This is a genomic window from Burkholderia sp. HMSC10F09 (genome assembly GCF_001806955.1).
In the GTDB taxonomy this organism is placed as follows: domain Bacteria; phylum Pseudomonadota; class Gammaproteobacteria; order Burkholderiales; family Burkholderiaceae; genus Burkholderia; species Burkholderia multivorans.
This window is the reverse complement of sequence record NZ_KV786549.1, coordinates 22,874-34,757: the sequence shown is the minus strand read 5'-3', so window position 1 is coordinate 34,757 and position 11,884 is coordinate 22,874. Positions and strand designations below refer to the sequence as shown.

At 66.5% G+C, this 11,884-nt stretch carries 9 protein-coding genes; all 9 read left to right on the top strand.

Annotated features, from left to right (window positions below; genetic code table 11):
• Positions 1-76: 76 nt before the first annotated feature.
• A complete protein-coding gene (locus tag HMPREF3115_RS04200; protein WP_006398306.1) occupies positions 77-727 on the top strand; it encodes a DUF502 domain-containing protein in 651 nt (216 codons plus the stop codon).
• Positions 728-794: 67 nt separating this feature from the next.
• A complete protein-coding gene (gene aspS / locus HMPREF3115_RS04195) occupies positions 795-2,597 on the top strand; it encodes an aspartate--tRNA ligase (RefSeq protein ID WP_006398307.1) in 1,803 nt (600 codons plus the stop codon).
• A 165-nt stretch (positions 2,598-2,762) separates the two neighbouring features.
• Complete coding sequence (gene nudB / locus HMPREF3115_RS04190; protein WP_070553488.1) at positions 2,763-3,260, top strand: dihydroneopterin triphosphate diphosphatase; 498 nt, start codon at positions 2,763-2,765, stop codon at positions 3,258-3,260.
• Positions 3,257-4,531 carry a phospholipase D-like domain-containing protein gene (locus HMPREF3115_RS04185; RefSeq protein ID WP_006398310.1) on the top strand — a complete coding sequence of 425 codons (1,275 nt, stop codon included), beginning with the start codon at positions 3,257-3,259 and terminating at the stop codon, positions 4,529-4,531. Before nudB ends, HMPREF3115_RS04185 begins: the two co-directional genes overlap by 4 nt.
• A gap of 254 nt (positions 4,532-4,785) precedes the next feature.
• A complete protein-coding gene (locus HMPREF3115_RS04180) occupies positions 4,786-5,385 on the top strand; it encodes a TetR/AcrR family transcriptional regulator (protein ID WP_006398311.1) in 600 nt (199 codons plus the stop codon).
• 57 nt (positions 5,386-5,442) lie between these two features.
• Positions 5,443-7,230 carry an acyl-CoA dehydrogenase C-terminal domain-containing protein gene (locus HMPREF3115_RS04175; protein ID WP_006398312.1) on the top strand — a complete coding sequence of 596 codons (1,788 nt, stop codon included), beginning with the start codon at positions 5,443-5,445 and terminating at the stop codon, positions 7,228-7,230.
• Between the two features lie 112 nt (positions 7,231-7,342).
• Positions 7,343-9,778 (top strand): 3-hydroxyacyl-CoA dehydrogenase/enoyl-CoA hydratase family protein, encoded by a 2,436-nt coding sequence (locus HMPREF3115_RS04170; protein ID WP_006406564.1) that lies wholly within the window; start codon positions 7,343-7,345, stop codon positions 9,776-9,778.
• A 26-nt stretch (positions 9,779-9,804) separates the two neighbouring features.
• Entirely contained in the window at positions 9,805-11,004 is a 1,200-nt protein-coding gene (locus HMPREF3115_RS04165) for an acetyl-CoA C-acyltransferase (protein ID WP_006406563.1), read from the top strand.
• 91 nt (positions 11,005-11,095) lie between these two features.
• Complete coding sequence (locus tag HMPREF3115_RS04160; protein WP_006406562.1) at positions 11,096-11,863, top strand: enoyl-CoA hydratase; 768 nt, start codon at positions 11,096-11,098, stop codon at positions 11,861-11,863.
• Positions 11,864-11,884: the final 21 nt, after the last annotated feature.

Here is an 11,884-nt window from a genome sequence, read left to right as displayed (position 1 = left end):
GCCGCCGGCAGTTGACCGCCGCGGCCCGGCCGGGCCGCGCTCACTCCGCGCCGCCGGCGCGGTTCATTGACGGCAGATGATGAAAAAGACGACCCTGAAATCGGTGTTTCTGACCGGCCTGCTGGTTCTCGTCCCGCTCGCGATTACGCTGTGGGTGCTCGGCCTCATCATCGGCACGATGGACCAGACGCTGCTGCTGCTGCCGGAATCGTGGCAGCCCGAGCGCATGCTCGGCTTCCACCTGCCGGGGATCGGCGCGGTGCTGACGCTCGCGTTCGTGTTCGTCGTCGGGCTCGCGACGCAGAACTTCATCGGCCAGAAGCTCGTCACGTGGTGGAACGCCGTCGTGCGGCACATCCCGGTGGTCGGGCCGATCTACACGAGCGTCAAGCAGGTGTCGGACACGCTGCTGTCGAGCAGCGGCAACGCATTCCGCAAGGCGCTCTTGATCGAATACCCGCGCCGCGGCTCATATACGATCGCGTTTCTGACCGGCACGCCCGGCGGCGACGTGGTCAACCATCTGACGGAAGAGTACGTGAGCGTGTACGTGCCAACGACGCCGAACCCGACGTCGGGCTTCTTCCTGATGCTGCCGAAGAGCGAAGTCATCGAACTCGACATGTCGGTCGATGCCGCGCTCAAGTACATCGTCTCGATGGGGGTCGTGGCGCCGCCGGCGCCGGTTCCGGTGCCCGCCCGCCGTCCCGTCGAGCCGCCGCTGTAAGCCAAGAATCATCGCCCGGGCCGCGCGTTGCGGCGCCCGTTGATCAAACCGAACGAAAGCAAACATCATGTCGATGCGTACTGAATACTGCGGTCTCGTGACCGAACACCTGCTGGGCCAAACCGTGTCGCTGTGCGGCTGGGTGCAGCGCCGCCGCGATCACGGCGGTGTGATCTTCATCGACCTGCGCGATCGTGAAGGCCTGGTGCAGGTCGTGTGCGACCCGGATCGCGCCGAGATGTTCGCGACCGCCGAAGGCGTGCGCAACGAATTCTGCGTGCAGGTGAAGGGCCTCGTGCGCAACCGTCCGGAAGGCACGGTGAACGCGGGCCTGAAGAGCGGCAAGATCGAGGTGCTCTGCCACGAGCTGAACGTGCTGAACCCGTCGATCACGCCGCCGTTCCAGCTCGACGACGACAACCTGTCGGAAACGACGCGCCTCACGCACCGCGTGCTCGACCTGCGCCGCCCGCAGATGCAGCACAACCTGCGCCTGCGCTACCGCGTCGCGATCGAAGCGCGCAAGTACCTCGACGAGCAGGGCTTCATCGACATCGAGACGCCGATGCTGACGAAGAGCACGCCGGAAGGCGCGCGCGACTACCTCGTGCCGTCGCGCGTGAACGCAGGCCAGTTCTTCGCGCTGCCGCAGTCGCCGCAGCTGTTCAAGCAGCTGCTGATGGTCGCGAACTTCGACCGCTACTACCAGATCACGAAGTGCTTCCGTGACGAAGACCTGCGCGCCGATCGCCAGCCGGAATTCACGCAGATCGACTGCGAGACGTCGTTCCTTGGCGAGCAGGAGATCCGCGACCTGTTCGAGGACATGATCCGTCACATCTTCAAGACGACGATCGACGTCGAGCTCGATGCGAAATTCCCGGTGATGCCGTACTCGGAAGCGATGGCGCGCTTCGGCTCCGACAAGCCCGACCTGCGCGTGAAGCTCGAGTTCACCGAGCTGACCGATGCGATGAAGGACGTCGACTTCAAGGTGTTCAGCACGCCGGCCAACGCGAAGGACGGCCGCGTCGCGGCGCTGCGCGTGCCGAAGGGCGCCGAGCTGTCGCGCGGCGATATCGACGGCTACACGGAATTCGTGCGCATCTACGGCGCGAAGGGTCTCGCGTGGATCAAGGTCAACGAGAAGGCGAAGGGGCGCGACGGCCTGCAGAGCCCGATCGTCAAGAACCTGCACGACGCGTCGATCGCCGCGATCCTCGAGCGCACGGGCGCGGAAGACGGTGACATCATCTTCTTCGCGGCCGATCGCGCGAAGGTCGTCAACGACAGCCTCGGCGCGCTGCGCCTGAAGATCGGTCATTCGGAGTTCGGCAAGGCGAACGGCCTCGTCGAGGCGGGCTGGAAGCCGCTGTGGGTCGTCGACTTCCCGATGTTCGAATACGACGACGAAGACGCACGCTACGTGGCCGCGCACCACCCGTTCACGAGCCCGAAGGACGAGCACCTCGAGTATCTCGAGAGCGATCCGGGCCGCTGCCTCGCGAAGGCATACGACATGGTGCTGAACGGCTGGGAAATCGGCGGCGGCTCGGTGCGTATCCACCGCGAGGACGTGCAGAGCAAGGTGTTCCGCGCGCTGAAGATCGGCGCGGAAGAAGCGCAGGCGAAGTTCGGCTTCCTGCTGGACGCGCTGCAATACGGCGCGCCGCCGCACGGCGGGATCGCGTTCGGTCTCGACCGTATCGTCACGATGATGGCCGGCGCCGATTCGATCCGCGACGTGATCGCGTTCCCGAAGACGCAGCGTGCGCAGGATCTGCTCACGCAGGCGCCGAGCCCGGTCGACGAGCGTCAGCTGCGCGAACTGCATATCCGTCTGCGTCAGCCGGAGCAGCCGGCGTCGTAATGCGCGAGCTGCATCGCGGCGTGTGCGGCCACGCGCACGCTCTCTGAAGAAAAAGGCGCCATCGTGCGCCTTTTTCGTTTTTTGCGGTACAGTCGCAGCACCTGCTGCGTGCTCGGCGACGATGCTCGCCGGACGCGCGGCCGCCTCGCGCCGTATGAAACAAAGATGACGAAGCCGCCGAAAATTCCCGAATCCGTTCTCGTCGTGATCTACACGCCCGAACTCGACGTGCTGGTGATCAAACGTGCCGATCAGCCCGATTTCTGGCAATCGGTGACCGGGTCGAAGGACACGCTCGACGAGCCGCTCGCCGTCACGGCCGCGCGCGAGGTCGCGGAAGAGACGGGCATCGTGATCGGCGCGGCCGACGTGCCGGCCGCCGCGCTCGTCGACTGGCAGCACCGGATCGAATACACCATCTATCCGCAATACCTGCACCGCTATGCGCCGGGCGTCACGCGCAACACCGAGCACTGGTTCGGGCTTTGCGTACCGCGCCGCGTCGACGTCACGCTGTCGCCGCGCGAGCACGTCGACTATGCGTGGCTGCCGTATCGCGACGCGGCGGCGCGCTGCTTCTCGCCGTCGAACGCCGACGCGATCCTGCAGCTTCCGGTGCGCGCGTCGTCGCTCGTGCACCTGCCGCACGGCTCGTCCGCATGAATGCGGAAACCCGCAAGCGCTTCGCGCAGTTGCGGCAGATGTTCCTGCAGGAGCGCGGCTCCGCGTCGCGGCTCGCGTTCACGACCGGCAACACGGTGCGCTTGTGCGAAGGCGGCGGCGAGTTCTTCCGCGCGCTGATCGACCGCATCGACGCCGCGCGCGAGCAGGTCATGCTCGAAACCTACATCTTCTGCGACGACGCGGCCGGCCGGCCGGTGTCCGACGCGCTGATCCGCGCCGCGCTGCGTGGCGTGCGCGTGCGCGTGATCACCGACGGCGTCGGCACCGCGCGCCTGCCGCTGTTCGACGCGTGGACCGAGGCCGGCATCGAGCACTGCATCTACAACCGCTATCTGTTCGGCCGCTTCGGCTTTTCGCGCACGCATCGCAAGCTCGCGGTAATCGACCGGTCGGCCGCGTTCTGCGGCGGCATCAACATCGTCGACGATTACGAGCAGAACGGCGCGCCGCTGCAGTATCCGCGCTGGGACTTCGCGCTCGAGCTCGCGGGGCCGGCCGTCGCCGACGTACGCGCGGCATTCGAGCTGCAGTGGCACCGCATCCAGTTCGGCCACAAGCCGTACGCGCAGTACGCGGCCGGGCTGCACGGCGGCGAGCCGTTCCCCGAGATGTTCCGGCGCTGGATTCGCAGCCACCGCTGGATCAAGGCCGGCGCGCTGCGCGTCGTGACCGAGCCGAGCGTCGCGTTCGTCGCGCGCGACAACGTCGTGAACCGGCGCACGATCGAGAAGGCGTATCTCGCGGCGATCGGCCGCGCGCGCCATCAGATCCGGCTCGCGAATCCGTATTTCATGCCGGGCCGCAAGCTGCGCCGCGCGCTGACGGGCGCCGCCCGGCGCGGCGTCGACGTCCGGATTCTGGTCGGCCGCAAGGAATTCGCGGCGCTCGACACGGCCGTACCGTTCCTCTACCGCGCGCTGCTGCGCGCCGGCGTGCGCGTCGCCGAATACGACAAGACGATCCTGCACGGCAAGGTGGCGGTGATCGACGACAACTGGGCGACGGTCGGCTCGTCGAATCTGGACGCGCTGAGCCTGATGCTGAACAATGAGGCCAACGTGGTGCTCGTGCGCTACGACGCGGTCACGAACGAGCTGCGCGATGCGATCGAGGCGGCATTCGCGGACGGCCGCGAGATCGATCCCGCCTGGTACGCGGCGCGGCCGCTCGGCGAACGCTTGCTGAGCTGGCTCGCCTATACGACCTACCGGATCGTCATGAAGGCGCTGACGGTAGGTGGTTACGACTAGGCGAGAGCGGCGCGGTGTCGGCGCCGGACCGCGCCGGGCGGCCGCGCAGCACGCGTCGTGCACGGGCGCATACCATTTCAAAACGTCCGCACGTTCGTGCGGAAAAGCCGCTCCGGCGCCGCCGGAATCGCGCAAAATAGCGGCTCGGTTAGACACCGGTTTCTAATAATTTCCTTGTTTCCGCGGGCGGTCGCACTCAATAATAGTACGGCCGTTCGATTTTATTTGAACCCCGAACGGTTACTGAAAAAGCTATGCGAAAAGGCGAACAGACGCGTGCCGCGATACTCGAAGCTGCTTTGGATCTTGCCAGCCGTGACGGGCTGGAAGGGCTGACGATCGGCCTGCTGGCCGAGCGCATGCAGATGAGCAAGAGCGGCGTGTTTGCGCACTTCGGATCGCGCGAGGACCTGCAGGTCGAGGTCGTGCGCGAGTATCACCATCGTTTCGAGAACGAGGTGTTCTTTCCGAGCCTGCGCGAGCCGCGCGGTCTGCCGCGTCTGCGGGCGATGCTGGCGCGCTGGATCGAGAAGCGCATCCAGGAGGTGACGACGGGATGCATCTACATCAGCGGCGCCGTCGAATACGACGACCGGCCGGACAGCCCCGTGCGCGAGCAGTTGATCGCGAGCGTGACGGCCTGGCGTGCCGCGTTGCTGCGTGCCATTTCGCAGGCGAAGGAAGAAGGTCATCTGCGTGCGGATTCCGATCCGGACCTGATGCTCTTCGAGTTGTACAGCTTCACGCTCGGCCTGCATCACGACGCGCGCTTCCTGCATTTGCCGGACGCGGTGCGCCTCACGTGGGCCGCGCTGGAAAAGACGATCGTTTCGTATCAGAGCGAGAGTCGCTAGCGGCGCGCGATCCGCCCGCCCGGCGCTCGAGCCGTTTGCCCACATTTGGAGAGAGTCATGGGACAGTACGCCGCGCCGCTGCGCGACATGCAATTCGTGTTGCACGAGCTTCTGAACGTCGAGGCCGAGCTCAAGCAGATGCCCAAGCATGCGGATCTCGATGCCGACACGATCAACCAGGTCCTCGAAGAGGCGGGCAAGTTCTGCGCCGAGGTGCTGTTCCCGCTGAACCAGGTCGGCGACCGTGAGGGCTGCAAGTACGTCGGCGACGGCGTCGTGACGACGCCGACCGGCTTCAAGGAAGCCTATCGCCAGTACGTCGAGGCCGGCTGGCCGGCGCTCGGCTGCGACCCCGAGTACGGCGGCCAGGGGCTGCCCGCATTCGTGAACAACGCGCTGTACGAAATGCTGAACTCCGCGAACCAGGCATGGACGATGTATCCGGGCCTGTCGCACGGCGCATACGAATGCCTGCACGCGCACGGCTCGCCGGAACTGCAGAAGGCCTATCTGCCGAAGCTCGTGTCGGGCGAATGGACCGGCACGATGTGCCTGACCGAGCCGCACTGCGGTACCGACCTCGGCATCCTGCGTACGAAGGCCGAACCGAACGGCGACGGATCGTACTCGATCACCGGCACGAAGATCTTCATCTCGAGCGGCGAGCACGACATGGCGTCGAACATCGTCCACCTCGTGCTCGCGCGCCTGCCGGACGCACCGCAGGGCACGAAGGGAATCTCGCTGTTCATCGTCCCGAAGTTCATCCCCGATGCATCGGGCGAGCCGGGCGAGCGCAACGGCATCAAGTGCGGCTCGATCGAGCACAAGATGGGCATCCACGGCAACGCGACCTGCGTGATGAACCTCGACAACGCGAAGGGCTGGATGGTCGGCGAGCCGAACAAGGGCCTCAACGCGATGTTCGTGATGATGAACGCCGCGCGTCTCGGCGTCGGCATGCAGGGTCTCGGCCTGACCGAAGTCGCTTACCAGAACTCGCTCGCCTATGCGAAGGAGCGCCTGCAGATGCGCTCGCTGACGGGTCCGAAGGCGCCGGACAAGCCGGCCGATCCGATCATCGTGCATCCGGACGTGCGCCGCATGCTGCTGACGCAGAAGGCCTATGCCGAAGGCGCGCGCGCGTTCACGTACTGGTCGGCGCTGCAGATCGACAAGGAGCTGTCGCATGCCGACGAAGCGGTGCGCAAGGAAGCGGCCGATCTCGTCGCGCTGCTCACGCCGATCATCAAGGCGTTCCTGACCGACAACGCGTTCGAGTCGACCAACCATGCGATGCAGATCTACGGCGGCCACGGCTTCATCTCCGAGTGGGGCATGGAGCAGTACGTGCGCGACGCGCGGATCAACATGATCTACGAGGGCACGAACTCGATTCAGTCGCTCGACCTGCTCGGCCGCAAGGTGCTCGGCGACATGGGCGCGAAGCTGAAGAAGTTCGGCAAGATCGTGTCGGACTTCGTCGAAGCCGAAGGCGTGAAGCCGGAGATGGCCGAATTCGTCAACCCGCTCGCGGATATCGGCGAGAAGGTGCAGAAGCTGACGATGGAAATCGGCATGAAGGCGATGCAGAACCCGGACGAAGTCGGCGCCGCGGCCGTGCCGTACCTGCGCACGGTCGGCCATCTGGTGTTCTCGTACTTCTGGGCGCGCATGGCGCGCATCGCGCTCGACAATGAAGCGTCCGGAGATCCGTTCTACAAGTCGAAGCTGGCGACGGCACGTTTCTACTTCGCGCGCCTGCTGCCTGAGACGGCCGCGACGATCCGCGCTGCGCGCGCCGGTTCGAAGACGCTGATGGAAGTCGACGAATCGCTGTTCTGACGCGACGCCGGGCGGCGCGCGACCTGCGCCGCCCGGCCGCAACGGTTCCTGGTACTCGTTTCGCCGTGCAGCCGTTCCGATTCGCGCTGCACGACACTATCGGAGACATCCCGTGAGCAATTTCCTGATTCGCAAGGTAGCCGTGCTGGGCGCCGGCGTGATGGGCGCGCAGATCGCCGCGCATCTCGTCAACGCGCGCGTGCCCGTGCTGCTGTTCGACCTGCCGGCCAAGGAAGGCCCGAAAAACGCGATCGCGCTGAAGGCGATCGAGAACCTGAAGAAGCTGTCGCCCGCGCCGTTCGGCGTGAAGGACGACGCGAAGTACCTCGAAGCCGCGAACTACGACGACGACATCGCGAAGCTCGCCGAGTGCGACGTCGTGATCGAGGCGATCGCCGAGCGGATGGACTGGAAGCACGACCTCTACAAGAAGGTCGCGCCGCACATCGGCCCGAACGCGATCTTCGCGACGAACACGTCGGGCCTGTCGATCACGAAGCTGTCCGAAGGGTTTTCGGACGAACTGAAGGCGCGCTTCTGCGGCGTGCACTTCTTCAATCCGCCGCGCTACATGCACCTCGTCGAGCTGATCCCGACCGCGCATACGCGTCCGGAGATTCTCGACCAGCTCGAGACGTTCCTGACGAGCGTCGTCGGCAAGGGCGTCGTGCGCGCGAAGGACACGCCGAACTTCATCGCGAACCGCGTCGGCATCTTCTCGATCCTCGCGGTGATCACCGAAGCTGCGAAGTTCGGGCTGCGTTTCGACGAAGTCGACGATCTGACGGGCAGCCGCCTCGGTCGCGCGAAGTCGGCGACGTTCCGCACCGCGGACGTGGTCGGTCTCGACACGATGGCGCACGTGATCAAGACGATGCAGGACAACCTCGCCGACGATCCGTTCTTCCCGGTTTACCAGACGCCGGCCGTACTCGCCGAGCTCGTGAAGCAGGGCGCGCTCGGCCAGAAGACAGGCGCCGGCTTCTACAAGAAGGAAGGCAAGGCGATCAAGGTGCTCGACGCGAAGACGGGCAGCTACGTCGATTCGGGCGCGAAGGCCGACGAAACCGTCGCGCGCATCCTGAAGCGCCCGCCGGCCGAGCGGCTGAAGCTGTTGCGCGAAACGAACCATCCGCATGCGCAGTTCCTCTGGTCGATCTTCCGCGACGTATTCCACTACATCGGCGTGCATCTCGAATCGATCGCCGACAACGCGCGCGACGTCGACCTGGCGATCCGCTGGGGCTTCGGCTGGAACGAAGGCCCGTTCGAAGGCTGGCAGGCGGCCGGCTGGAAGCAGGTCGCCGAGTGGGTGCAGGACGACATCGCGGCCGGCAAGGCGCTCGCCAACGTGCCGCTGCCCGCATGGGTGCTCGAAGGGCCGGTCGCGGAGAAGGGCGGCGTGCACACGGCCGAAGGCTCGTGGGCGCCGGCGTCGAAGCGCTTCGTGCCGCGTTCGGATCTGCCGGTGTACCGCAAGCAGGTGTTCCGCGCGCCGCTGCTCGGCGAAGCCGGCGCCGATCCGAAGACGTACGGCAAGACGCTGTTCGAGACCGACTCGGTGCGTGCATGGGTCGACGATCGCGCGGGCGAGGACGACGTCGTGATCGTCTCGTTCAAGTCGAAGATGAACACGATCGGCCCGGGCGTGATCGACGGCCTCGTGCAGGCGATCGAGCTCGCCGAGAAGGACTACAAGGGCGTCGTGATCTGGCAGCCGACCTCGCTGAAGCTCGGCACGCCGGGTGGCCCCTTCTCGGCCGGCGCGAACCTCGAAGAGGCGATGCCCGCGTTCATGATGGGCGGCGCGAAGGGGATCGAGCCGTTCGTGAAGAAGTTCCAGGAAGGCATGCTGCGCGTGAAGTACGCGAACGTGCCGGTCGTCGCGGCCGTGTCGGGCATCGCGCTCGGCGGCGGGTGCGAGCTGATGCTGCATAGCGCGAAGCGCGTCGTGCACGTCGAGAGCTATATCGGCCTCGTCGAAGTGGGCGTCGGCCTCGTGCCGGCCGGTGGCGGGCTGAAGGAGGCGGCACTGCGCGCGGCAGACGCCGCCGCGGCCGCGAACGCCACCACCGATCTGCTGAAGTTCGTGACGAAGTCGTTCGAAAACGCGGCGATGGCGAAGGTGTCGTCGTCCGCGCACGATGCGCGCGCGATGGGCTACGTGAAGCCGTCCGACACGATCGTCTTCAACGTGTTCGAACTGCTCGACACCGCGAAGAAGGAGGCGCGCGCGCTCGCCGACACCGGCTATCGTGCGCCGCTGCGTGCGAAGGACGTGCCGGTCGCGGGCCGCTCGGCCATCGCGACGATCAAGGCGCAGCTCGTGAACATGCGCGACGGGCGCTTCATCAGCGACCACGACTTCCTGATCGCGAGCCGCATCGCGGAGGCGGTGTGCGGCGGCGACGTCGAGGCGGGCAGCCTCGTCGACGAGGAGTGGCTGCTGGCGCTCGAGCGTCGTGCGTTCGTCGAGCTGCTCGGCACGCAGAAGACGCAGGAACGGATCATGGGCATGTTGCAGACCGGCAAGCCGGTGCGTAACTGAGCGAGCGATAAGGCAAGGAGTTTCAAATGAGCAAACAACTGCAAGACGCATACATCGTCGCCGCCAGCCGCACGCCGATCGGCAAGGCCCCGCGCGGCGTCTTCAAGAACACGCGTCCGGACGAGCTGCTGGTGCACGCGATCAAGTCGACGGTCGCGCAGGTGCCGGGCTTCGACACGAAGCTGATCGAGGATGCGATCATCGGTTGCGCGATTCCGGAAGCGGAGCAGGGCCTGAACGTCGCGCGCATGGGCGCGCTGCTCGCCGGCCTGCCGCAGACGGTCGGCGGCGTCACCGTCAACCGCTTCTGCGCATCGGGCATCACGGCACTGGCGATGGCGGCCGACCGCATTCGCGTCGGCGAATCGGACGCGCTGCTCGCCGGCGGCTGCGAATCGATGAGCATGGTGCCGATGATGGGCAACAAGCCGTCGATGTCGCCGCACATCTTCGATCGCAGCGAAGACATCGGCATCGCGTACGGGATGGGGCTGACGGCCGAACGTGTGGCCGACCAGTGGAAGGTGAGCCGCGAAGACCAGGACGCGTTCTCGGTCGAGTCGCACCGCAAGGCGCTCGCCGCACAACAGGCCGGCGAGTTCGCGGACGAAATCGCGCCGTACACGATCACCGAGCGCTTCCCGAATCTCGCGAGCGGCGAGATCGACGTGAAGACGCGCGAGATCGCGCTCGACGAAGGCCCGCGTGCCGATACGTCGCTCGAAGGCCTCGCGAAGCTGCGTGCGGTGTTCGCGAACAAGGGCTCGGTCACGGCCGGCAACAGCTCGCAGACGTCGGACGGCGCGGGCGCGCTGCTCGTCGTCTCCGAGAAGGTGCTCAAGCAGTTCAACCTGACGCCGCTCGCGCGCTTCGTGAGCTTCGCGGTGCGCGGCGTGCCGCCGGAAATCATGGGCATCGGCCCGAAGGAAGCGATTCCGGCCGCGCTGAAGGCCGCGGGCCTGAAGCAGGACGATCTCGACTGGATCGAGCTGAACGAGGCATTTGCCGCGCAGTCGCTCGCCGTGATCCGCGATCTCGGCCTCGATCCGTCGAAGGTGAACCCGCTCGGCGGCGCGATCGCGCTCGGCCACCCGCTCGGCGCGACCGGCGCGATTCGCGCGGCGACCGTCGTGCACGGGCTGCGCCGCCGCAACCTGAAGTACGGGATGGTCACGATGTGCGTCGGCACCGGCATGGGTGCGGCGGGCATCATCGAACGCCTGTAAGCGGGACCCGAGGAAACGCGACGACGGTGCGCGGGCGGCGAGCTCGCGCACCGTTTTTCATTCCGGTAGAGGCAAGTCAAAGGAGACGATGGTGGCCGACATTCAAGTGGAACGCGCCGACGGCGTACTGACGATCACGATCGCGCGGCCGGCGAAGAAGAATGCGCTGACGGCGGCGATGTATCAGGCGATGGCCGATGCGCTCGCCGCTGCGCAGGAAGACAGCGCGGTCCGCGCGATCCTGCTGCGCGGCAGCGACGGCAATTTCAGTGCGGGCAACGATCTCGAGGATTTCCTGAAGGCGCCGCCGAAGGACGAGGACGCGCCGGTGTTTCAGTTTCTCGCGCGCATCAGCGGCGCGAGCAAGCCGATCGTCGCCGCGGTGCCGGGCATCGCGGTCGGCGTCGGCGTGACGATGCTGCTGCACTGCGATCTGGTCTACGCGGCCGACACCGCGACGTTCTCGCTGCCGTTCGTGCAGCTCGGGCTCTGCCCGGAAGCGGCATCGAGCGCGCTGCTGCCGCGGCTCGCCGGCCATCAGATTGCCGCCGAAAAGCTGCTGCTCGGCGAACCGTTCGACGCGCTCGAAGCGCACCGCATCGGCATCGTCAATCGCGTGCTGCCGGCCGCGGAGCTCGACGCGTTCGCCGCGAAGCAGGCCGCGAAGCTCGCGTCGCTGCCGGCCTCGTCGCTGCGCGTGACAAAGGCGCTGCTCAAGGATACGGGCGGCGTGACGGTGGCCGCACGGATGGCCGAAGAGGCCGGCCATTTCTCGGCGATGCTGCGCGCGCCCGAAGCGCGCGAGGCGATGACGGCATTCTTCGAGAAGCGCAAACCCGATTTCCGCCAGTTCGACTGACGCGCCGCGCGCGCCGGCCCG